The organism is Burkholderia sp. 22PA0099 (assembly GCF_047497165.1).
Taxonomy (GTDB): domain Bacteria; phylum Pseudomonadota; class Gammaproteobacteria; order Burkholderiales; family Burkholderiaceae; genus Burkholderia.
In genome coordinates, this window is sequence record NZ_CP163164.1 from 804,865 (window position 1) to 827,877 (window position 23,013).

A 23,013-nucleotide genomic window follows, 5' to 3' on the forward strand; every position below is an offset into this window, starting at 1 on the left:
CGCAGCACGCCAGATGCATTCGCCTCGTTAAATAAGGGCTCCGGCACGAGCGTAGCGTGTCGGAGCGGTTGCCTGCCGCGCCACAGGCATGCGGCCGCAAGCTCTGCGGGTTTAGGGGTGATGACCCAGGCACTCGCGCAGTAATCCCGGCACGGCAAAAAGACGAAGGGGTAAGACAACGCCGTGCACTGCGAAGCATGGTCGCCTGCCCGCGGCCGCGCGTATAGCAGCAGGCAGCGGAAAAACAGGCGCAGCAGATCGGCCGCCGCACTGCTGCGCCGTTTTTCACGCGATCTGCTTCTTGTCGCCCCCGGGCCGCCGCCGTAAGTTCGTCGCTTCCCGGCGCGCGCGCCGAGCCTTCTCCTGTGCCCCATGTATCGATATACCGACTTCGACCGCGCCTTCGTGCGCAGTCGCGCCGCGCAATTCCGCGACCAACTCGAACGCTGGCAGGACGGCCGGCTCGGCGAGGACGCGTTCCGCCCGCTGCGGCTCCAGAACGGCTGGTACGTGCAACGCCATGCGCCGATGCTGCGCGTGGCGGTGCCATACGGCGAACTGTCGAGCGCGCAGTTGCGCGTGCTGGCCCGCATCGCGCGCGACTACGACGTGCCCGAGCCCGAGGTGTACCGCCAGGCGCTCGACGCGCAGCGCGCGCTCGGCACGGTGCGCCTGCCCACCCGCCACGCGCACTTCACGACGCGCACCAATGTTCAGTTCAACTGGATTCCGCTCGACCGCGCGGCCGACGTGATGGACCTGCTCGCCACCGTCGACATGCACGGCATCCAGACCAGCGGCAACTGCATCCGCAACATCTCGTGCGACGAACGCGCGGGCGTGGCGCCCGACGAGATCGCCGATCCGCGCCCGTTCGCCGAAATCATGCGCCAATGGACCACGCTGCACCCCGAGTTCGCGTTCCTGCCGCGCAAGTTCAAGATCGCGATCAGCGGCGCGGCCGAGGATCGCGCGGCCACCGACTGGCATGACGTGGGGCTGCGCCTGCTGCACGACGCGAACGGCGAACTGGGCTTTCGCGTCACGGCCGGCGGCGGGATGGGCCGCACGCCGCTGATCGGCACGCTGATGCGCGCGTTCGTGCCGTGGCGCGACATCATGAATTACATCGAGGCGATCGTGCGCGTGTACAACCAGTACGGCCGTCGCGACAACAAGTACAAGGCGCGCATCAAGATTCTCGTGAAGGCGGAAGGGCAGCGCTTCATCGACGACGTGGATGCCGAATTCGCGCAGATCGTCGGCCACGACGGCGGCCCGCACACCATCCCCGACGCAGAACTCGCGCGCGTGCAAGCCTGCTTCGTGACGCCCGAGGCCGTTTCGCGCCGCGCACCCGATGCGGCCGCCACCGAACGGCTGGCCGAGGCTGCCGCGCGCACGCCGGCGCTGGCCGGCTGGCTCGCGCGCAACGTCGCGCCGCATCGCGACCCGGCGTTGCGGATCGTCACGCTGTCGTTCAAGCGCACGCTGCAGGCGCCGGGCGATGCGTCGGCCGATCAGCTCGAACGCGTCGCCACGCTGGTCGATCGCTATTCGGCCGGCGAGGCACGCGTCACGCACGCGCAGAACGTGGTGCTGCCATGGGTACATGCCGACGACCTGCTCTCGCTGTGGGAAGCCGCACGCGCCGAAGGGCTGGCGAGCGCGAACGTGCATCTGCTGACCGACATGATCGCGTGCCCCGGCGGCGATTTCTGCGCGCTGGCCAACGCGCGCTCGCTGCCGATCGCCGACGCCATCGCCGAGCGCTACCAGGATCTCGACGAACTGGAAGACCTCGGCGAGATCGACCTGCATATCAGCGGCTGCATCAACTCGTGCGGCCACCACCATAGCGGCCATATCGGCATCCTCGGCGTCGACAAGGACGGGCGCGAGTGGTATCAGGTCACGCTCGGCGGCGCGGACGGCTCCGCGCGCGGCGGCGAGGCGCGCGCGGGCAAGGTGATCGGCCCGTCATTCTCGGCGCGCGAGGTGCCGGACGCGATCGACGCGGTGCTCGCCACCTATCTGGCGCTGCGCGCGCCGTGCGGCGAGCGGCACGAACGCTTCATCGAGACGGTGGGCCGGGTGGGCATCGAACCGTTCAAGGCGGCCGCACAGGCCGCGCGCATCGTCGAGGAGAACCCGGCATGAGCGCCACCGAACGCATCCGCCTGTTGAGCGCCGAGGCGCACGCGGCCGAAGCCGCGCAGGCCGAGGGCACCGTGCTCGCGTTGGCCAACGACGCCGACGTGAGCGAGCATGCCGAAGCGATCGCCCGCGCGGCGCGCGTCGAACTGCACTTCCCGGCGTTCACCGACGGCCGCGCCTACAGCCAGGCGTATCTGGTGCGGCGGCGGCTCGGCTTTCGCGGCGACCTCCGCGCCACCGGCGAGGTGCTCGCCGACCAGTTGCAGATGATGGAGCGCACCGGCTTTTCGAGCGCGGTGCTGGCCGAGGGCGTCGCACCCGACGATGCGCAGCGCCAGCTCGATCGCTTCCCGGCGTTCTATCAGGCCGACCTCAGGCAGCCCGCGGACTGAGTGCGGCGCAGGCGGTGCGGTCGTTGAGGTCGTTGAGGTCGTTGAGGTCGTTGAGGTCGTTGAGGTCGTTGAGGTCGTTGAGGTCGTTGAGGTCGTTGAGGTCGCTGCGGTCGTTGAGGTCGCTGCGGTCGTAGCTGTCAGCGCCGCCGTCGCGATCAGCGGCCGAGCGTTCGACGATCGCCGCGAGCCGCATCACGAGCGTGTCCATCGGCGTGCCCGGCCCGAACACGGCGCGCACGCCGGCAGCCGTCAAACGGCTCGCATGCGCGTCGGGCACGATGCCGCCCACCACCACCGGCACGTCGATCGCACGCGCGGCCAGCGCGTCGAGCAGCGCCGGCACCGTGTCGAGATGCGCGCCGGACAGCGTCGACACGCCAACCAAATCGACCGGGCCATCCACCGCCTGCTCGGTCACGCGCTCGGCCAGCAACGCCGCCGATGCGAACAGCGGCGCGCGCACCACCACGAACCCGGCATCGGCCAGCGCCGACGCGATCGCATTGAGCCCACGGTCGTGGCCGTCCTGCCCGAGCTTCGCGAGCACCACCACGGGTGGCCGCCCGAGCCGCGCCGCGAGCGCCTCGATACGCGTGCGCGCGGCCTGCCATGCGGCGTCGCCATCACGCACGTCGGCATAGGCGCGCAGCGGTTCATCGTCGGGCAGCGCATAGCGCGGCCACACGCGTTCGAGCGCGGCCGTGCATTCGCCCACCGTGGCGCGCGCCCGCATGCAATCGATCGCGAGCGCCAGCAGGTTGCCCGAGCCCGGCCCGCCGCGCGCGGCGTCGCCGAGCGCCTGCAGGGTGGCGGCAACCCGCGCCGGATCGCGCCGCGCCCGCGTGCGTTCGAGCCGCGCGCGCTGCATCGCGCGCACATGGCGGCCGTCGATCTCACGGCAGCCCGGCGGCGGCCCGGCATCATCGGCCACGAAGCGGTTCACGCCGACCACCGTCTGCGCGCCGGTATCGATGCGCGCCTGCACGGCCTCGGCGCCCGCACGGATGCGCCGCCGCACCCAGCCCGATTCGATCGCCGCCAGCATGCCGCCCTGCGCATCGATCTCGCCGAGAATCTCCCGCACGCGCGTGGCAATGCCCGCCGTCAGCGATTCCATCAGATACGAGCCGGCCCACGGATCGGCGGTGTCGCACAGCCCCATCTCGTGTTGCAGGATCTGCTGCGTGTTGCGGGCGAGCCGCGCCGCGCCCGTCGACGGCAGCGCCAGCGCTTCGTCGTACGCATTGGTGTGCAGCGATTGCGTGCCGCCGAACACGGCCGCCATCGCCTCCACGGTCACGCGCACGATGTTGTTGTCGGGCTCGCGCGCCGTCAGCGACCAGCCCGACGTCTGGCAATGCGTGCGCAGCGCGCGGGCGCGCGGCGAGCGCGCACCGCAGGCGGCCGCCAGTTCGGCCCACAGCAGGCGCGCGGCGCGCAGCTTGGCGATCTCGGTATAGAAATCGGTGCCCACTCCGAAGAAGAAACTGAGCCGCGCACACACCGCGTCGGCATCGAGCCCGGCCGCCGCGAGCCGTTCGACGTAGGTGCGCGCGTTGGCAAGCGTCAGCGCCAGTTCGAGCACCGGGTCCGCGCCCGCCTCCTGGAAGTGATAGCCCGATACCGACAGCGCGTTGAAGCGCGGCACATGTTCGGCCAGATGCGCCACCACATCGGCCACGATCCGCATCGACGGCTCGGGCGCGTGGATCCACGTATGGCGCACCAGATATTCCTTGAGGATGTCGTTCTGGATCGTGCCGGTCAGTTGGGCGGCCGGCACGCCGCGCTCGTCGGCGGCCACGATGAATGCGGCCAGCACCGGCAGCACCGCGCCGTTCATCGTCATCGACACCGAGATGCGGTCGAGCCGGATGCCGTCGAACAGGCGCAGCATGTCGTCGGCGCTGTCGATCGCCACGCCGGCCAGCCCGACGTCGGCCGCCGCCTCGGGGTGATCGGAATCGTAGCCGCGCTGGGTCGGCAGATCGAACGCGACCGACAACCCGTCGGCCTGCCCGGCCACCGCCGCACGAAACGCGAGGTTGGTTTCGGCCGCGTCGGCATGGCCGGTGTACTGACGAATCGTCCAGGGCCGCGCGGTGTACATGCCAGGATGCGGGCCGCGCACGAACGGCAGTTCGCCAGGCTCGGCGCTGCCGTCGAGATGCGCGAGGCCGTCGAGATCGGCCCGCGTGTAGACCGGCTTCAGCGGCACGTCGCGCACGCGCGGGGCGGGCCGGGCCTTCGAATCGTCGTCGTTCATCAGGTATCCCAACGTTTTTCGGTGATCACGTCGGCGATCTTCATGCCGTCGGCGCCGCGCACGATTTCGCTCCAGTGGCGCAGCCGCGCCGCGTCGAGCCGCTCGATGCGCGCGCGCACCGTCAGCGTGTCGCCCACGTCGAGGTTGCCGTGGAAATGCAGCGAGCGCGACACCAGCGCGGGCGGCTTCGCGAAGCGGTGCCGCTGCCATTCGGCACGATCGACGAAGGCCTGGAAGCTCGCGAAATAGAGCAGATCCGCGCCGTTGAAATCGTTGTTCGGGCACGGCAGGAAATCAGTGCAGGCGAGCGGCTCGAAGGTGCCCTGTTCGTCGCGCGCCCAGGCCGGCAAGGCGGCCGGATCGCCGTCGCGCAGGCCGCGCCCGCGCGCGGTCAGTTCGGCCAGCGCTTCGGGCACTTCGGCGGTGGCACCCGCCAGCCCGCCGATGCGCGCCCGCGCCACCGAACGGTTGTGGGCCGCCTCGCGCGTGACGAAGGTGGACAGCATCCGCACCGAGCCGAGCACCGCGCCGTCGCGCACGATGCGCTGCTCGCTCGCGTGGCGCACGGCACCCACGCGGCTCAGGTCGAGATGGATCTCGAACCGGTCGTGCTCGTCGATCGCGCCCGGCGGCGGCAGGTTCACGCCCACTGCCACGAACGCGGCATAGGCGGGCCGACCGCGCTCGTCGGTGAAATCAGGCGTGTCGCGCCCCGCGTGCGCGGCCAGCGCCTCCCAATGACGGTGGCCGCATTCCTTGAGCAGCCAGTTCTCGGCCAAACCGGTCAGGCCCAGTTGCGGCATGCCGGCCCGGTAGCGATGAAGGGTCGTCTGCATCGTGTCGCGCCCGCGCCTCAGGCCGCCGCGTCTTCGGCCAGCAGCGTGGTGGCGTCGGCGGTCGTGCGAATCCGCTCGACCAGGTACTCGGCGTCGCGCGCCACGCCCGAGAAGCGCCCCGAGCCCCAGGTATGCAGCCACGGCAGGCCGACGAAATACAGCCCCGGCGCACCGGTCACGCCGCGCTCGTGGGCCGGATAGCCGCGCCCGTTGAACACCGGCACGTCGATCCAACTGAAATCGGGCGTGAAGCCGATGCACCAGACGATCGACGTGATGCCGCTGTCGGCCAGCGCGAGCGTGGCGCGCTCGGCCGACGGGCGCCACACCGGCGCGTAGCGCTGGCCCGGCGGCGCAGCGATGCCCTGCTTCGCGATGAACGCGTCGATGCTGGCGTTGATGCCGTTGTAAGTGTCGTCGGCGCTGTCGAGGCAGGCGCCCAGATCGGTGGCGAAGCGCAGCACGCCGTCGCGGCAATCGTCGAGGCGGCCATACAGTTCCATGCCTTCGGCGGCGAAGCGGCGCAGGTCGATGTCGCGCCCGCCGTCGCGGCCGGTCACATAGTGATTGGTGTTGTCGCGCACGCCCTCGCGCAACGGATGCTGCCCGACCGGCATTTCGTAGTAGCGCATGTCGGCCAGCCAATCCACCACGTCGCGGCCGCGATAGAAGCGCGCGCAGCGCGGCGCGTCGCCCACCGCCAGCGTCACGCGCCGGCCGGCCAGATGCAGATCCTCGGCGATCTGCGCGCCCGATTGCCCCGAGCCCACCACCAGCACGCCGCCTTCGGGCAACGCGGCCGCATTGCGATAGTCGGACGACTGGATTTGCGCGATGCCGGCCGGCAGCCGTTCGGCCATGCGCGGCACGATCGGCGTGTGATAGCCGCCCGAGGCCACCACCACCTGATCGGCCGTAAACGTGCCACGCGAGGTGACCACGCAGTAGCGGCCATCCGCGCCGCGCGTCACGCGCTGCACGGCCGTGTGTTCGAGCACGGGCGCGTCGACGGCGGCGATGAAGCCGTCGAGATATTCGATGATCTGATCCTTCGTCATGAAGCCGTGCGGATCGTCGCCGCGATACGGATGGCCCGGCAGCGCGCATTGCCAGTTCGGCGTGACCAGGCAGAAGGCGTCCCAGCGCTGGCGGCGCCAGGTGTGCGTGACGGTTTCCTTCTCGAACACGAGATGCGCGATGCCGGCCGCCTTCAGGTAATAACTGACGGACAGGCCAGCCTGCCCGCCGCCGACGACGAGCACGGGATAGTGCGGGATCTCGCCCGAGGGCGAGGCGGACAGAGCAGCGGAAGCGTTCGACATGATGGGACTCCTGAAGATGGACGGGCGCGGGATGCCGGCGGGCACGCCGGCGCGGTCATTCGAGCGCGAGTACGGTGACGGCGGCGTCGGGCGCGGTGCCGAAGCGTTCGGCCAGCGTCTCGATGCGGGCCAGTTCGTCCATCGCGGCCGAGCAGGCGAAGCCGAACTTGGCGCGCACGCGCTCGGACGCGATGCCGAGCGATTCGCGCGAGCGCGTCACGAAATCGTCGAGCGCGTAGCGCTGCCCCGGCGTGAAGTAATCGGCCACCACGGTGGATGGCGAATAGCAGCGGGTTTCGCTGTCGTCGGGCCAGCGGACCCGGAAGTGCATGACGGGCATGATCAGGATTCCTGTTCGGTAACAAGGGGAACGGCAGCGGCGCGCTCGTTCAGCCATTGGCGGTAGATCGCCGCATGCGAGGCGGCGCTCGCGGCCCAACTGAAGCGCGCGAGCAGCACCGGCACGGCCTCGCGAAAATCCGGCGCACGGCGGCCGTCGAGCGCGTCGTGCAGCGCCTGCTCGATCGAATCGATCGAGCCGGGGTCGGCCCACACCGCCGTGCGCGCGTCGAGATGCTCGGTAAACGGCGCGATGCGCGACACGGCCACCGGCTTGCCGCAGGCCAACGCTTCGAGCACCACCAGCCCGAAGCCCTCGCGCAGCGACACCATCGACACCGCATCGGCCGCATGCAGCAGCGCGACGATCGCAGCATCGTCGAGCGGGCCGGTCACTACCACCGCGCCGCCCACGCCAACCGGCAGGCCCAGTTCGGCCGCTCGGGCGAGAAAATCGCGCGTATAGGCATCGTGATCGAGCAGGCTCGCGCCGCCAGCGATCACGAGTTGCGCGTGCGGCTTCGCGCGCCGCAATTGCGCGAATGCGTCGAGCAATGCGCGCGTGTTCTTGCGCGCCTCGATGCCGCCGATCGCGAGCACCGTCGCACCGTTCGCCAGCAGTCCGAAGCGTTGCCGAACCGCGTCGATCGCGGCGGCCGGTGCCTGTGAAAAACGTTCGATGTCCACGCCATTGGCCACCTGTTGCGCGGCCACGCCGTGCTCGTCGCGCATGCGCGCCGTCCAGTCGGCGCTCACGCACAGCAGGCGGTCGGCATCGCGCCACGCTCGGCGCTGCCACGCATCGAGGCGCGGATGCGCGAACGTGTCGAGGTGATGCACGGTGCGCACGAAACCGGCGATCGCGCCCTCGGCCTTCCAGTCGGCCAGCGCGTTGCCGCTGATGCTGTCCTGCGCGTGGAGCACGTCGAAGCGGGCCAGCGCGGCGCGGTCGAAGGCCCGCCGGATCGCGGCGATCCGCGTCTCGACCATGCCGACCGTATCGAACGGCGTGGCCCCGGTGCGCGCCAGCACGACGCGGTAGCCGTCCATCTCGAAGCGGTCGTGCTCGTTGCCGCCGTCGCGAAACAACCGCTCGCCGGGGCCGGCCGGCGCGACCACCGTCACGTCGTGCCCGGCCCGGCCGAGCGCGCACGCCAGCTCCAGCGTGTGCACCACCCCGCCGCGCGGGTTGACCGAGTGCGTGAACAGCGCGATGCGCAGCGGTGCGGCGTTCATCGCGCGGCTCCGGGCGCTGCGCCGATGAACGGCGTCTCGCGCAAATCCCACAAGCGCGCGGCCTCGCCGGCTTCGGTCAGCACCACCTCGCGCGTCGCATCCACCGTGCCGATCGCCGCGCAGGCCAGCCCGCGCGCGGCGAAGCGCGCGATCACGGCATCGGCCTGCGCCTCGCGCACCGACATCAGGAATCCGAAGCTCGGGAACGCGCCGAGCCAGCGGTCGAAATCCACGCCATCGGGGCGCGGGATCGCATCGAGATCGATGCGCGCGCCCACCTGCGACGCTTCGAGCAGCATCAGCGCGGTGCCGATCGCGCCGGCCATGCTGATGTCCTTGGCCGCATCGCACAGGCCGTCCTCGGCCAGCATGGGCAACAGTTCGAGATCGTCGCGCAGCCGCTGCGGCGGCGCGCCGACCGATGCATTCCAGAACGGGTACGGATCTTCGAAGCGGCCGCGCAAGTCCACCGCCATCAGCAGCCGGTCGCCCGGCTGCGCCGCGAAGCTCGACAGCAGCCGGCGCGCACGCCCGAGGATCGCCACGGCCAGTTGCGCGCCATCGGCCCGCGCGTTGCTGTGGCCGCCGACGATCGGCACGCCGTAGGCGGCCGAGGCTGCCGCCATGCCGTCGAGCACGGCGCGCGCGGCGTCCAGGCCCTCGCTCCACAGCGCGTCGACCACGGCGATCGGCCGGCCGCCCATCGCGTAGATGTCGCTGAGATTGACCATCACGCCGCTGTAGCCGGCGAACCACGGCATCGCCTCGACGAAATCGGCCACCAGGCCTTCGATCGCGAACAGCAGGTAGCCGTCGCCGTCGGCGATCGCCGCGCAGTCGTCGCCCACCGCCACCGCCTGCGCCAGATCCGCCGCGCCGTTCGGCAACGCGCGCGCGAGCGCGCCCACCACACCGGCGATATCCGTCTTGTGCGCGAAGCCGCGGCTTGCGCGCAGCGTCGCGATGCGTTCGGCGAGGCTCATCGTCCCCCTCCTGCCGGCAACACGAAGCCGGTGTACGGCGTGGTGCACGGCGGATAGTGCGCGAGATCGGCCAGCATCCGATGATGCAGGCGCCCGTGCAGCATCTCCTCGCCGAGCGATTCCCAATGCAGGCGGCGAAACAGCGGCACGTTCTGCGCCTGCACATGGGCGTGGAATTCGCGGCAGCCGAGCGCATGCGCGCTGCGCACCGCGAGCAGGATCAGCGTGGAGCCGATCCGGCCGTGCGTGCGGAACGCCGCATGCACCGCAAGCCGCGAACCGAGCCACACGCCCGGCGCGGTTTCGTGAATTCGCACCGTGCCCACCACCTGATCGGGCAGCCCCGCGCAACCGCTGACGGCCACCAGCGGCTGCGCGTGCGCGTCGATCTCGTCGCGATCGTCGCCGACGAACACGCCCTGCTCGACGCAAAACACAGCGCGCCGCAACCGGTAGGCCTCCTGAACTTCCCACGGCAGCGCGGCCCACTTGATCCGGAATTCGGCCGGCCGGTAGGCGAGCGCCGCGCCGCTGTCCCACATCGCTTCGCAGTCCATGATCAGGCCTCGTAGGTGGACAGCGACGAGCACGCGCCGCACTTGCCGCAACCGGCCTTGATGTCGGCCGAGCGCAGGCCCGCGTCGCGCAGCATCGCGCCGAGCGGCGCGAGCACCGAACGCATGAACTCGGGCGTGGGCGCCGGATGGCTTTCGAGCGGCGTGCCGCTGATCGGCACGAACGGCACCACGAACGGATAGACGCCGCGCGCGACCAGATCGGCCGACATCGCGAGAATTGCCTCGGGCGTATCGCCCAGCCCGGCGAGAATGTAGGTGCTGACCTGCCCGCGCCCGAACACCGCCACCGCCGCGTCGAACGCGTCCAGATAGCGCGCGATCGGCACGCTGGCCTTGCCCGGCATGATCCGCTCGCGCACCGCGGGCGTGACCGCCTCCAGGTGCATGCCGAGCGTGTCGATGCCGCTCGCCTTCATGCGCGCGAACCAGGCATCGTCGTCGGGCGGCTCGCACTGGCCCTGGATCGGCAGATCGACGGCCGCCTTGATCGCGAACGCGCTGTCGCACAGCAGGCTCGCGCCACGATCGCTGGTGGCCGGCGTGCCGGTGGTCAGCACCATGTGCTTGACGCCGTCGAGCAGCACCGCCGCGCGCGCCACCTCGGCCAGTTGCTCGGGCGTCTTGCGCGCGATGGTGCGGCCCGCCGCGAGCGACTGGCCGATCGAGCAGAACTGGCACATCTTGCGGCGGCTTTCGTAGCGGATGCAGGTTTGCAGCACCGTGGTGGCGAGCACGTCCGCGCCGTGCAGCGTGGCGATATGCGAATACGGCACGCCGTCGAGCGTCTGCAACGCGTAGAAGCGCGGGTTGGCCGGAAAGCGAATCTCGGCGATCGGAATCGCGCCGCGCGTCAGCGTGCTCGCGCCGAGCGCGTCGGGCGCGCCGGCCACGAACGGCGAATCCCACGCGGTGCTGGTATGCACCGGCACCATCACGGTCACGCCGTCCACCGTGACAGCCTTGTGGTCGGACGGCCCCGCGCCGCCGCGGCGGCTTGCGGCGCCGGCCTTCGGATCGACGAGCCGCAGCCCGACCGACTGCAGCTCAGTGATCAGTTGCCGGCTCTGTGCCGACGGCTTCGCGATGGCGTTCATCGATCGCTCCTTCGAAAGCGGGGAAAGGGGATGCAGCGGGGGATGCCACAGCGCCGCCCGGCGCCATCGGCGTGACCGGCATGGCGGGCCGGTCGTTGATCGCGAGACTGAGCAATTCGGGGCGCGCGTAGTGGCCCACCGAATCCATCATTCGCTTGCGCTTGGTGATCAGCGACATGTCGAGATCGGCGATCACCAGGCCCTCGCCCTCGCGCAGCGGCGTGGCCAGATGCTGCCCCTCGGGCGAGACGATCGCCGTGTGGCAGCCGCCGCGCAGCGCCTTCTGCAATTGCGGGTCGGGCGTGATCGACTGAATTTGCGCTTCGGTCAGCCAACCGGTTGCGTTCACAACGAAACAGCCCGATTCGAGCGCGTGATGGCGGATCGTCACGTCCATCTGGTCGGCGAAGATCGGGCCGACCAGCGAACCGGGGAACTGCGCGCAATGGATTTCCTCGTGCTGCGTCATCAGCGCATAGCGCGCGAGCGGGTTGTAGTGCTCCCAGCAAGCCAGCGCGCCCACCCGGCCGATGGCCGTATGCGCCACCTTCAAGCCCGCCGCGTCGCCCTGCCCCCAGATCATCCGCTCGTGATACGTCGGCGTGAGCTTGCGGCGCTTGAGGAGCAATTGCCCGTCGGCGTCGAACACCAGTTGGGTGTTGTAGAGGCTGCCGTGATCGCGCTCGTTGACGCCGAGCACCACCACCATGCGATGCAGCCGCGCCCGCTCGGCCACCGCCTGCGTGACCGGCCCCGGCACCACCACCGCGTCCTCGTAGAGCCGCATGTGATCGGCGCCCGCCGCCACCGGCGGCCGGACGAACGAGAAGTACGGGTAGTACGGCACGAAGGTTTCCGGGAACACGATCAATTGCACGCCCTCGCGGGCCGCCTGGTCGATCGTGCTGCAAACCTTCTCGAGCGTCCCGGCGGCGCGCTCCAGATCGGGCGCGATCTGGGCGGCGGCGGCGCGAACGATGCGCTTGTGGCTCATGGAAAACTCCGCGCGGCCGTCAGACGGTCCAGGTGTGGATGATCAGTGCGTCTTCCTTGCGATGCAGCAGCTGGATATCGAGCACGTCGAGCGGATTGATCGGGCGAATGCCTTCGATCAGCGAGGCCTCGCCGTGGCCGTACAGCGCCTGCAGCGCGAAGCGGCACGCGTACACCTTGCCGCCTTCCTCCATGAACTTCACGAGTTGCTTGTTGAAGTTCAGATGGCCGGGGAACGCTTCGTCGCCGAGCGTCGGGAAGCCGCGTTGCAGGCCGAGCGTCACGCCGGGGCCGTACAGCAGCACCGAGGTTTCGAAGCCCTTGCGTTGCAGGCGCGTGGCCTGCAGCAGGTTCACGAAACCGATCGAGCCCTCGAACGCCACGGTATGGAACGTGACGAGCGCCTTCTCGCCCGGCTCCGCCTTGACGTCCTCGAATACCTTTTCTTCGTAGTCGACCAGTACGTCGCCCTTCTGGTGCTGCGGATGATTGACGGCAGGCATCGTGTTCTCCAAGTGTCTGTGAATGATCGGAAACGCCGGGCCAGGGTTGCCCGGACGCCTTCCATTACGCATGGGACATGCCGTGCGGGCGCACGGCGATGCGATCACTGTCCAATCATCGAGAACGCTGCACTTCGAAACGGTGGCCCATCCGCCGTGCCAGGCGGCCCGGCGGCGCCCTGGAAACGCGCCGCGCCTGCGCATCGCGCACCGCGCTGGCGCAGCGGCATGCGCGCCGGCTGTGCGCGCATGCATCAAAACGATACGTGGCGCGATCAATGCAATCGCTTTTCGATTCGGTATCCGATCGATTTTTTTTCGCGTGAATTCGCGTGTTAACGTGAATTGGTGAATTGCATCGACGCCTGGAAACCCCACATGGATCACTCACTCGCTCACTGGTCGAAGCGGCTCGCCGAGAGTCGCAAGCCGGCCTACCTGCTGATTCCCGACCTGATCGAGGAGGATGTGGCGGTGGGGCGGCTCAAGCCGCGCGACCGCATGCCGGGCCTGCGCGAGCTGGCCGACGCGCTGCAACTGAACTACACCACGGTGGCGCGCGCCTACGGCGAGGCGCGCAAGCGCGGGCTGATCGACAGCCGCGCGGGCAGCGGCACGTTCGTGCGCGGGCCGACCCAGACCTTGCCGCTGTCGGGCGGCAGCAGTGTGGAAATGTCGATGAACATGCCGCCCGAGCCGCCCGTGATGGCCACGCGCCTGACCGATTCGGCCGCCGCGCTGCTGGCGGGCGCCGATCCGTACCAGTTGCTGCGCTATCAGGATTTCGGCGGCGCACCGGCCGATCGCGCGGCCGGCCGCGCGTGGCTCGGGCGGCGCCTGCCGGGCTGCAACGGCGAGGCCGTGCTGGTGTGCCCCGGCATTCACAGCGCGCTGGTGGCGCTGGTGTCGTTGCTGGCGCGCCCCGGCGACACGCTCGCGCTCGACGTGCTCGCCTACCCGGGCATCAAGGCGATCGCCTCGCAGCTCGGCGTGCGCCTGCAGGCGCTGCCGCGCGACGAGGACGGCCCGCTGCCGCATGCGTTCGAATCGCTCTGCAAGGCCCACAAGCCGGCCGCGTTCTACTGCAACCCGACGTTGCAGAACCCGAGCACGCTGACGATCCCGTTCCGCCGCCGCGAAGCGCTGGCCGACGTGGCGCTGCGCTACAACGTGCCGATCATCGAGGACGACGCCTACGCGATGCTGCCGCAGAACGCGCCGCCGCCGCTGGCGCTGCTCGCGCCCGAGCTGACGTATTACGTGACGGGCATGTCGAAGAACTTCGGCGCCGGCCTGCGGATCGCCTACCTGCTCGCGCCGTCGGCGCGGCAGGCGCAGCGCATCGCCGGCGCGCTGCGCGCCACCACCGTGATGCCGAGCCCGTACACCATGCTGCTGGCCACGCAATGGGTCAACGACGGCACCGTGGCCGCCATGCTCGATGCGATCCGCGCCGAAGGCCGCACGCGCCTCGCGATCGCCGCGCAGGTGCTGCACGACTGGCCGTTCGATGCGAACCCCGACGGCTTTCATCTGTGGCTGCCGATCCCGCCCGACTGCCACCGCTCCGCGCCCGATCTCGCGCAGCAACTGCGCAACCGCGGCGTGGCCGCCGTGGCCGGCGCGGCGTTCTCCACCGACGGCAATCCGCCCAACGCGCTGCGCCTCTGCCTCGGCGGCCCGCAAACCCCCGACGATTGCCGCGAGGCGCTGCGGCTGGTGGCCGACGCGCTCGGCGATCCGCATCATCTGGCGTCGCCGGCCATCTGAGCCGCACACCCAAACGAAAACGGCGCACCGCCCCTTGAGGAGCGATGCGCCGTGCGAGGCTGCCGAACGGGCTCGTCAGTCCTTGGTCAGTCCTTGGCGAGCGCGCGTTCGATCGACATGTGGGTCGGCATCATGTTGACGTTGGCGTTGTGGATCACCCACAGCGACAGGCCGACGATCACCGCGATCAGGAACCCGGTGCAGATGAAGATGCCGGTGTTGGCGCGCTGGCTGCGCGCCGTGCCGATATGCAGGAAGTAGAACAACTGCACGATCAGCTGCGCGACGCAGGCGATGGTGATGGCGGCCAAGCCGTACTGGCGCGGCACGATATGCGTCATCACCACGCCGAACGACACGAAGGTAAGCAGTACCGACAACACCATGCCGATGCCATAGCCCTTCAGCGAGCCGTGCGCGGCGTCGTGCCCGTCATGGGCGGCGTGGCCGGAATGCGAATGCGGGCTGGGCTTCATACGAACTCCCGAAGATAGACGAAGGTAAACACGCAGATCCACACCAGATCCAGGAAGTGCCAGAACATGCTGAGGCAGGCCAGGCGGCGCTGCACCATGCCGTTCAGGCCGAACTTCCACACCTGGTGCATCATCACGCCGATCCAGATCAGGCCGCAGGTCACGTGCAGCCCGTGGGTGCCGACCAGGCCGAAGTACGCGGACAGGAACGCGCTGGTTTGCGGGCCGGCGCCGTCGGCCACCAGCTTCGCGAACTCGTGCACTTCCATGCCGATGAAGCCCGCGCCGAACACGAACGTGATCGCGAGCCATGCGATCACCGTGCCGCGCCGGCCGCCCTTCATCGCCAGCATCGCGAGACCGAACGTGAAGCTGCTGACCAGCAGCAGCATGGTTTCGCCGAGCACGTAATCGAGCTCGAACAGGCTTTGCCCCGTGGGGCCGCCGGCCGTGGCGTTGGCGAGCACCCCGAACGTCGCGAACAGCGTCGCGAAGATCAGGCAGTCGCTCATCAGGTAGATCCAGAAGCCGATGGCGGTCTTGCTGCCGTCGTCGTGATGGCCGTGGTCGTGGCCATCGTCGTGGCCGTGTTCAAGGCTATGGGCGCTCATCAGGCCACCTCGGTTTCATTGAGCGGCACGGGAGCGTGACGCTTCAGTTGTGCAAAACGCGCGTTTTCGATCCGCTCGACTTCGGCGGCCGTGACGTAGTAATCCGTATCCGTGTTGTAAGTGCGCGCGAGGAACGTGCCGACCATGCCGATCAGGCCCAGCACCACGAACGGCCACATGTGCCACACGAACGCGAAGCCGAACACGGCGCTGAACGCGGCGATGATCACGCCGGCACCGGTGTTGCGCGGCATGTGGATAGCTTCGTACTGCTTGGGTTGCACGTAGGCGCGGCCCGATTCCTTGTCGTCCCAGTGTTGTTCCACCGAGGTGATGGTCGGCACGATCGCGAAGTTGTAGAACGGCGCGGGCGACGAGGTCGACCATTCGAGGCTGCGGCCGCCCCAGGGGTCGCCCGTCACGTCGCGCAGCGCATCGCGGCGGCGCACGCTCACATAAATCTGCACCAGCATCGCCAGGATGCCGAGGCCCACGAACACCGCGCCTACCAGCGCGATCACCAGCCAGGGGTGCCATTCCGGCACGGCGTAGTGGTTCATGCGGCGCGTCATGCCCTCGAAGCCGAGCACGTACAACGGCGTGAACGCGAGCCAATAACCGATCAGCCAGCACCAGAACGACACCTTGCCCCAGAACTCGTCGAGCGTGAAGCCGAACACCTTCGGGAACCAGAAGCTCACGCCGGCCAGGCAGCCGAACACCACGCCGCCGATGATCACGTTATGGAAGTGCGCCACCAGGAACAGGCTGTTGTGCAGCACGAAATCCGCGCCCGGCACGGCCAGCAGCACGCCGGTCATGCCGCCCACGGCGAACGTGATCATGAAGCCGATCGTCCACAGCGTGGCGCTGTGATAGCGGATGCGGCCGCGATACATCGTAAACAGCCAGTTGAACAGCTTCACGCCGGTCGGGATCGAGATGATGGTCGTCATGATTCCGAAGAATGCGTTGACGTTCGCGCCCGAGCCCATCGTGAAGAAGTGGTGCAGCCACACGAAGAACGACAGCACGCCGATCGAGGCTGTGGCGTACACCATCGACTTGTAGCCGAACAGCGGCTTGCCCGAGAACGTCGCGATGATCTCCGAGAACGCACCGAACGCCGGCAGGATCAGGATGTACACCTCGGGGTGGCCCCAGACCCAGATCAGGTTGATGTACATCATCGCGTTGCCGCCGAGCTCGTTCGTGAAGAAGTGCATGCCGAGATAGCGGTCGGCCGTCAGCAGCGCGAGCGTGCCCGTCAGCACCGGGAACACGGCGACGATCAGGATGTTGGTGATCAGCGCGGTCCACACGAACACCGGCATCTGCATGAGCTTTTGCGTCGGCGCGCGCATGCGCAGGATCGTCACGATGAAGTTGATGCCGGTCAGCGTGGTGCCGAGGCCCGATATCTGCAACGACCAGATGTAGTAATCCACCCCGACCGTCGGGCTGTAGCCCAGCTCCGAGAGCGGCGGATACGCCACCCAGCCGGTGGCCGCGAAATCGCCGACGAACATCGAGATCATCACCAGCCCCGCGCCCACCACCGCGAACCAGAAGCTCAAGGAGTTGAGGAACGGATAGGCCACGTCGCGCGCGCCGATCTGCAGCGGCACCACCACGTTCATCAGGCCGATGATCAGCGGCGTCGCCACGAAGAAGATCATGATCACGCCGTGCGCCGTGAAGATCTGGTCGTAGTGATGCGGCGGCAGGTAGCCGGCCGCGTCGTTGTTCGCGACGGCCTGCTGGGCACGCATCATGATCGCGTCCGCGAAGCCGCGCAGCAGCATCACGATCGCCATCACGATATACATCACGCCGATCTTTTTATGGTCCACCGAGGTGAACCATTCGCGCCACAAGTACGTCCACTTGCCCGCGTAGGTGATCGCGCCGAGCAGCGCGGCGCCGAGCACGAGCACCACCGCGAGCGTGCCCATGATGATGGGTTCGTGCCAGGGTATGGCATCGAGAGTGAGCTTTCCAAACATGATGATTACCGGGTAGCCAGAAGGGGCGAGCGCGCGCCGCCGGAAGAAAGGGAAATCGAAGCCGCGTCGGCCGACTTGATGGTTTTCGCCACCACGCCCGGCTCCGCCGCCGTGCAACTCGGGTTGGCCGAGCCGGCCCGCATCGAGGCGGCGACGACGTTGTCGAACAGGTCGGGCACCACGCTCGCGTACAGCGTCGGCGCGTTCTTCTCGCTCGGTTGCGCGAGCCGTGCGTAGGCGGCAGCGTCGAGCGAGACGGCCGACTGGCGGGCGCGCGCCACCCAGGCGTCGAACTCGCCGCGGCTGGTCGCGTGGGTCTTGAAGTGCATGTCCGAGAAGCCCGGGCCGCTGAACGCCGCCGACTGGCCCAGATACGTGCCGGCTTCATCGGCGATCAGGTGCAGGCGGGTCTGCATGCTCGGCATCGCGTAGACCTGCGTGCCGAGCTGCGGGATGAAGAACGAGTTCATCAGCGATTCGGCCGTCAGCCGGAAATCGACCGGCGTGCCCACCGGCACCGCCAGTTCGTTAACCGAAGCAATGCCGTAGTCGGGATAGATGAACAGCCACTTCCAGTTCAGCGCCACCACGTCCACCCGCACCGGCTTCTCGCGCGATTCGATCGGCTTGTAGGGATCGAGGCTCAGCGTCGTGCGCCAGATCAGCATGGCGAGCACCACCACGATCACGCACGGGATGGTCCACACCACCACTTCGATCGCGGTCGAATGCGACCAGCGCGGCGCGTAGGTGGCGCTGCGGTTCGTGGCGCGGTAGTGCCACGCGAACCACAGCGTGAGCGCGATCACCGGGATCACGACCAGCAGCATCAGGCCCAGCGCGATCAGGATCAGGTGCTTTTCCTGCACGCCGATATCGCCCTTCGGGTTCATCAGCACGCTGCTGCAACCGCCGAGCAGCAACAACGCGGCGGCCGGCAGCGTGCGCATGGCGGCGGCCAGCGGGGAGGCGTGGGAAGACGGGGACTGCGGTGGCCCGGATTCGACACCGGGCGGGGTTCGGGAAGATGGTGTGCGCATGGATTGTCCGTGTTGGCTTGACGCGCAAACCCGCCCATCCGCATCGATGCCCGTTCGTGCCGGCCCCCGGAACGCGCGGCCGGCGTGGCCGTGCATACAAATACTTTATGTATGGATTTACGCGCTTCGATGTCGGATGGTAGAGTAAGACATGACACACACATACCGCGACAGAATGCCGCAAAATCTTTCGGAACCCTCACATGTATGGCAAGACGCGCTGGCCGATGGCGGGGGGCCGCGTTACTTGCAGATCGTCGCGTTCATCGAGCGGGCGATTGCCGATGGCCGCTTGCAGCCGGGTGACCGCGTGCCGCCGCAACGGCAGATCGCCGCGCTGCTCGGCGTCGACCTGACCACCGTCACGCGCGGCTTCAACGAGGCGCGCAGCCGCCATCTGCTCGAATCGCGCGGGCCGCTCGGCACGTTCGTGGCCGCGCCGAAGGTGGAATTGGCGCAGCGCGTGGATCTCAGCATGAACATCCCCCCGCCGCCGGCCGGCGTCGACCTGGAGATGCTGCTGCGGCGCGGCATGTCGCAGGTGCTGATGCGCAGCGACATCGACCTGCTGATGACCTATCACCTCGGCGGCGGCAGCGAGGCCGACCGCGACACCGCCGTCGGCTGGCTGCGGCCGATGCTCGGCGAGGTGCCGCGCGCGCGGGTGGTCGTCAGCCCCGGCGCGCAGGCCACGCTGGCCGCGCTGATCGTGTCGATGACCGCGCCCGGCGACACGGTCGCCTGCGAACCGCTCGTCTACCCGGGGCTGCCGCTGGCGGCCACCCAACTCGGGCGCGTCGCGCGGCCGATCGAGACCGACGCGCAGGGCATGCGGCCCGACGCGCTCGACGCCGCCTGCCGCGAGCCGCAGGGCAGCGCGGTGCGGCTCATCTACCTGAACCCGACGTTGCAGAACCCGACCGGCGCGACGTTGCCGGCCGCGCGCCGGCAGGAACTGTTGAGCGTGGCGTTGCGGCACGGCGTACGCATCGTCGAGGACGATCCGTACTGGCTGTTCGCGCCCGACGCGCCGCCGCCGCTCGCGCGGATCGCACCGGGCCAGGTCGTGTATGTATCGACCTTGTCGAAATGCCTGTCGCCGGGGCTGCGCACCGCGTTCGTCGCGCTGCCCGACGAGGCGTTGCGCGATGCGTTTTTGACCGCGCTGCGCTCGTTTTCGCTGATGTCGCCGCCGCTGACCAATGCGCTCGTCACGCAATGGATCAACGACGGCTCGGCCGCGCAGGTGCTGGACGGCGTGCGCGCCGAAGCGCGCGAACGGCTGCGCGCCGCCGCGCAGATGCTCGGCACCACGGGTGGCTGCGAGGCCGGCATTCATCTCTGGTATCCGCTGCCGAGTTACTGGGCGCCGGGCGAGTTGGCCGCGGCGGCCGGGGCCGAAGGGCTGGCGGTGGCGCCGTCCACGGCGTTTTACCTAGGCGCGAGCGCGCCGAACGCGATTCGCGTGTCGCTCGGCGCTACGCCCGACCGCACGCAACTGCATGCGGCGCTGCGGCGGCTTTCGCTGCTGCTGGCGAGCGATGTGTCGAGCGGGCGGGGGTTGATCGTTTGAGGTGGGGAAACGAAACGGGCCGGGGGAAGCGTGGAAGCTTTCCCCGGCCCGTTTGGCATGTGTCGTTCGGTCGGGTTGACGCGCCGGTGTGCGAATCGAGGCGCGCAGACATCAGGGGATGAGCAGGAGCGTGCGGGACAGCCGGCGGTGCGCCGAACATTGCGTCAAGAGGCATGCCGGCCAAAGCCGACATGCCGCCGAACGCCGCCTGCTGCGAGGCCGGCATTTCGTGGCCTGCAACATCGCCCTTTCCGCCATCCGTGCCTGCATTTGCGCTTGCATCCGGCGCGCCGTGGCGGGCGACGCACCGCTGCCACTCGTCTGCCTCACGAAGCTTGCCGCTTCGCAATGCATCGGCATTCTCCTGTCGTTATCGCTTGTCGGCACGGGGGGCGGAAATAACGCGCGCAGATGGTCGGGGAGGATGCTTAAGCGAAACTTAAGAAATCGCAGAGAAAGGCGCATGGGGAAAAAGTGTCGGAAGAAGGGTTCATTCTCACGCCTCCTCGAAACCCTTCATGGAACCCTCCAAACAACCCTTCACGATAAAAATAATCTCTATACAAAATAAATAGTTATGGCAGAATTTCGGCTACACGAAACCCTCCATTTCTCCCTCCACCGAGCCAGCCAGAAGCGCATATGACGACCACCGCGACGTTCCAGCCCCTATTTCCGGAAGATCGCGTTCTGAATGGTTCGATCGAGCGCGCATCGGCACTGATCGACAAGACGCAACAGCTATTGAAAGTCGACGGCACCCCGTTGGCAGCGGCCCTTGCGCCACGGCTGCGCAGCATGAATTCGTATTACACGAACAAGATCGAGGGGCAACACACCACCCCCGCCAAGATCGAGGCCGCACTGCGGCGCGAGTATTCGCCCGATGTCGATGATTTTCGAAAGCAGCATATGGCCATTGCCCATATCCGCGCCGAATCGGAACTGGAAGCCGAATGGCGGGACATGTCGGTGCAGCAGCTATTCGACCCGGCCCGGGTACGCGACATTCACGCACGGTTCTTTGCCGCCATGCCGGAAGCACTGCGCGTGACGCCGGATGGCGATCCGATCGTGCCCGGTGCGCTGCGCGACAAGGATGTCACCGTCGGGCGGCATACCGCGCCCGAAGTCGACATGATCGAACCGCTGTTGGCCGAGTGGAGCCTGGGTTATCGGTTCATCCGCCCGCGCGAGCTTCAGTTGATCGCGATTGCATGCTCGCATCATCGATTGGCCTGGGTTCACCCGTTTATCGACGGCAACGGGCGCGTCTGCCGTTTGCATTCGCATCTCGCGCTGAACGCGGCAGGCTTGACCCGGGGCCTCTGGTCGCCGCTTCGCGGCTTTGCACGAAGCCACGAAGCCTATTACACCCGGTTGGCCGACGCCGACATGACCCGTCGAAACGATCTCGATGGCCGAGGCAATCTTTCGCAGGAAGGCTTGATCCGCTTTGTCGATTACTTCCTCGATTGCTGCCTCGATCAAGTCGATTTCATGCTGAAGATGATCGACGCCGGCGGCTTTGCCCAGCGTTTGAAGGATCTCCTGCAATATCTCGAAGCCAACCCGTGGCAAATCGGCTCGGAGAAATCCGTCATCCGAGCCGCGCAAGCTGCACTCCCGCTCGAATTCATCGCATTGCAACGCCCGTTACCCCGCGCGGATTTCGCGCGGATGCTCGGTGAAGGCGAAACCACCGGCCGTCGCGTCATCCGCAGCCTGCTCGATTTCGGCATTCTGAAATCCACCTCGCATCGAGACGACTTGTCGTTCGATCTGCCGCTGCAAAGCCTGCGCTTCGTTTTTCCGCGCCTCTGGCCGGAAGTCGATACCGAATAACGCCTTATCCGCCCCCCCGCCCCTCCATCGCAAACGCCCGAAACCGCTCCACCGCCGGGCTGTCGCGCTCCACCCGCCAGCCCAGATCCAGATCCGCCACCGCGTCGCGCGCCCACAGCGGCCGAAACGTCACGTCGCGCATGCCCAGCTCGCGCGCCGAGGCCGGCACGATCGACACGCCGATTCCCGCCCGCACCAGCGTCAGCACCGTATGCGTCTGGTCGAGCTGCTGCGCCACGTCGACATACACGCCCGCCTCCGTCAGCAGCGCCAGCACGCGATCGTGGAAATACTTGCCGCCGTCGGCCGAATACATGACGAACGGCTGGCCGGCCAGATCGGCGGCGGCGATCGTCTTGCGGCGCACGAGCGGATGCGCGGCCGGCAGCACCACCATCAGCGGTTCGCGCGCGAGCCGCGCCGTGGCGATCTCGGGGTCGGCCGACGGCGCGCGCAGGATGCCGATATCGATGGCGCGCGCCTTCAGCGCCTCGATCTGCACCACCGACACCATCTCCTTGAGCACCAGCCGGATGCCCGGCAACTGCACGCGCGCCGCCGCCAGCAGTTCGGGCACCAGCCGGTAGCCGGCCACGGCCGTGAAGCCCACCGTCACCTGCCCCTCGTCGCCGCGCGCCACGCGCCGGGCCGCATCGGCGGCCTGGTCGGTCAGGCGAAGAATGCGCAGCGCATCGTCGTAGTAGCCGCGCCCGGCCGCGGTGAGCTTCACGCTGCGGCTGTTGCGCTCGAACAGCAGCAGCCCGAGCGATTCCTCCAGCAACTGGATCTGCCGGCTCAACGGCGGCTGCGTCATGAACAGCCGTGCGGCGGCCCGGCCGAAGTGCAATTCCTCGGCCACGGCCACGAAACAACGCAGATGATTGAGTTCGACGTTCATTCCAATTTTTGTATTGATCGATGCGGAATATAGCTTAGACCTCGATCGATCGCCTGCCTATACTCGTTCGCACCGGGCCGCCCTCGCCCTTTGCC

20 protein-coding genes are annotated in these 23,013 nt (G+C 68.3%); 5 read left to right on the forward strand and 15 right to left on the reverse strand.

The features are described 5' to 3' along the window. Positions 1-372 precede the first annotated feature (372 nt). Together AB4851_RS03540 and AB4851_RS03545 are read left to right on the forward strand one after the other, a co-directional pair. Entirely contained in the window at positions 373-2,160 is a 1,788-nt protein-coding gene (locus AB4851_RS03540) for a nitrite/sulfite reductase (RefSeq protein ID WP_414448446.1), read from the forward strand. After that, positions 2,157-2,549: a DUF934 domain-containing protein gene (locus tag AB4851_RS03545; RefSeq protein ID WP_414448447.1), complete on the forward strand. Its 393-nt coding sequence runs from the start codon at positions 2,157-2,159 to the stop codon at positions 2,547-2,549. Before AB4851_RS03540 ends, AB4851_RS03545 begins: the two co-directional genes overlap by 4 nt. On the opposite strand, the gene scpA is transcribed toward AB4851_RS03545, so the two are convergent. Genes scpA through AB4851_RS03595 form a run of 10 tightly spaced genes read right to left on the reverse strand, consistent with a single transcriptional unit; the run spans position 2,530 to position 12,699 of the window. After that, positions 2,530-4,815, reverse strand: a complete 2,286-nt coding sequence (gene scpA, locus AB4851_RS03550; RefSeq protein ID WP_414448448.1) for a methylmalonyl-CoA mutase — start codon at positions 4,813-4,815, stop codon at positions 2,530-2,532. The two genes, AB4851_RS03545 and scpA, sit on opposite strands and share 20 nt — an antisense overlap. Further along, positions 4,815-5,651, reverse strand: a complete 837-nt coding sequence (locus AB4851_RS03555) for a Pnap_2097 family protein (RefSeq protein ID WP_414448449.1) — start codon at positions 5,649-5,651, stop codon at positions 4,815-4,817. Before AB4851_RS03555 ends, scpA begins: the two co-directional genes overlap by 1 nt. Before the next feature lie 17 nt (positions 5,652-5,668). Further along, positions 5,669-6,973: an MSMEG_0569 family flavin-dependent oxidoreductase gene (locus tag AB4851_RS03560; RefSeq protein WP_414448450.1), complete on the reverse strand. Its 1,305-nt coding sequence runs from the start codon at positions 6,971-6,973 to the stop codon at positions 5,669-5,671. 55 nt (positions 6,974-7,028) lie between these two features. Next, positions 7,029-7,313 carry an MSMEG_0570 family nitrogen starvation response protein gene (locus tag AB4851_RS03565; protein WP_414448451.1) on the reverse strand — a complete coding sequence of 95 codons (285 nt, stop codon included), beginning with the start codon at positions 7,311-7,313 and terminating at the stop codon, positions 7,029-7,031. A gap of 2 nt (positions 7,314-7,315) precedes the next feature. Further along, positions 7,316-8,548, reverse strand: a complete 1,233-nt coding sequence (locus AB4851_RS03570; RefSeq protein WP_414448452.1) for an MSMEG_0565 family glycosyltransferase — start codon at positions 8,546-8,548, stop codon at positions 7,316-7,318. Continuing rightward, positions 8,545-9,531 carry a sll0787 family AIR synthase-like protein gene (locus AB4851_RS03575; protein ID WP_414448453.1) on the reverse strand — a complete coding sequence of 329 codons (987 nt, stop codon included), beginning with the start codon at positions 9,529-9,531 and terminating at the stop codon, positions 8,545-8,547. The genes AB4851_RS03570 and AB4851_RS03575 overlap by 4 nt, the downstream gene beginning before the upstream one ends. After that, on the reverse strand, positions 9,528-10,088 hold the full coding sequence (locus tag AB4851_RS03580) for an MSMEG_0567/Sll0786 family nitrogen starvation N-acetyltransferase (RefSeq protein WP_414440935.1): 561 nt from the start codon (positions 10,086-10,088) through the stop codon (positions 9,528-9,530). Before AB4851_RS03580 ends, AB4851_RS03575 begins: the two co-directional genes overlap by 4 nt. Before the next feature lie 2 nt (positions 10,089-10,090). Then, entirely contained in the window at positions 10,091-11,203 is a 1,113-nt protein-coding gene (locus AB4851_RS03585) for an MSMEG_0568 family radical SAM protein (protein WP_414448454.1), read from the reverse strand. Beyond that, positions 11,154-12,197: a Nit6803 family nitrilase gene (locus AB4851_RS03590; protein ID WP_414448455.1), complete on the reverse strand. Its 1,044-nt coding sequence runs from the start codon at positions 12,195-12,197 to the stop codon at positions 11,154-11,156. The genes AB4851_RS03585 and AB4851_RS03590 overlap by 50 nt, the downstream gene beginning before the upstream one ends. Before the next feature lie 19 nt (positions 12,198-12,216). Continuing rightward, on the reverse strand, positions 12,217-12,699 hold the full coding sequence (locus AB4851_RS03595; RefSeq protein WP_414448456.1) for an MSMEG_0572/Sll0783 family nitrogen starvation response protein: 483 nt from the start codon (positions 12,697-12,699) through the stop codon (positions 12,217-12,219). 378 nt (positions 12,700-13,077) lie between these two features. Here AB4851_RS03595 and AB4851_RS03600 point away from each other — a divergent pair, with 378 nt between their 5' ends. Continuing rightward, complete coding sequence (locus AB4851_RS03600; protein ID WP_414448457.1) at positions 13,078-14,469, forward strand: PLP-dependent aminotransferase family protein; 1,392 nt, start codon at positions 13,078-13,080, stop codon at positions 14,467-14,469. 86 nt (positions 14,470-14,555) lie between these two features. Here the strand turns inward: AB4851_RS03600 and cyoD are convergent, their stop codons facing one another. Genes cyoD through cyoA form a run of 4 tightly spaced genes read right to left on the reverse strand, consistent with a single transcriptional unit; the run spans position 14,556 to position 18,512 of the window. After that, positions 14,556-14,945 carry a cytochrome o ubiquinol oxidase subunit IV gene (cyoD, locus tag AB4851_RS03605; RefSeq protein ID WP_414440930.1) on the reverse strand — a complete coding sequence of 130 codons (390 nt, stop codon included), beginning with the start codon at positions 14,943-14,945 and terminating at the stop codon, positions 14,556-14,558. Then, positions 14,942-15,556 (reverse strand): cytochrome o ubiquinol oxidase subunit III, encoded by a 615-nt coding sequence (gene cyoC, locus AB4851_RS03610; RefSeq protein WP_414448458.1) that lies wholly within the window; start codon positions 15,554-15,556, stop codon positions 14,942-14,944. The genes cyoD and cyoC overlap by 4 nt, the downstream gene beginning before the upstream one ends. Then, a complete protein-coding gene (gene cyoB / locus AB4851_RS03615; RefSeq protein WP_414448459.1) occupies positions 15,556-17,562 on the reverse strand; it encodes a cytochrome o ubiquinol oxidase subunit I in 2,007 nt (668 codons plus the stop codon). Before cyoB ends, cyoC begins: the two co-directional genes overlap by 1 nt. Positions 17,563-17,567: 5 nt before the next feature. After that, positions 17,568-18,512 carry a ubiquinol oxidase subunit II gene (gene cyoA, locus AB4851_RS03620; protein ID WP_414448460.1) on the reverse strand — a complete coding sequence of 315 codons (945 nt, stop codon included), beginning with the start codon at positions 18,510-18,512 and terminating at the stop codon, positions 17,568-17,570. A gap of 265 nt (positions 18,513-18,777) precedes the next feature. On the opposite strand from cyoA, the gene AB4851_RS03625 reads away from it, so the two are divergent. Both AB4851_RS03625 and AB4851_RS03630 read left to right on the forward strand, forming a co-directional pair. Continuing rightward, positions 18,778-20,175 (forward strand): PLP-dependent aminotransferase family protein, encoded by a 1,398-nt coding sequence (locus tag AB4851_RS03625; RefSeq protein ID WP_414448461.1) that lies wholly within the window; start codon positions 18,778-18,780, stop codon positions 20,173-20,175. Positions 20,176-20,817: 642 nt separating this feature from the next. Continuing rightward, positions 20,818-22,020: a Fic family protein gene (locus AB4851_RS03630; RefSeq protein ID WP_414448462.1), complete on the forward strand. Its 1,203-nt coding sequence runs from the start codon at positions 20,818-20,820 to the stop codon at positions 22,018-22,020. A 4-nt stretch (positions 22,021-22,024) separates the two neighbouring features. Here AB4851_RS03630 and AB4851_RS03635 read toward each other — a convergent pair whose 3' ends face one another. Then, positions 22,025-22,918 carry a LysR family transcriptional regulator gene (locus AB4851_RS03635; RefSeq protein ID WP_414448463.1) on the reverse strand — a complete coding sequence of 298 codons (894 nt, stop codon included), beginning with the start codon at positions 22,916-22,918 and terminating at the stop codon, positions 22,025-22,027. Positions 22,919-23,013: the final 95 nt, after the last annotated feature.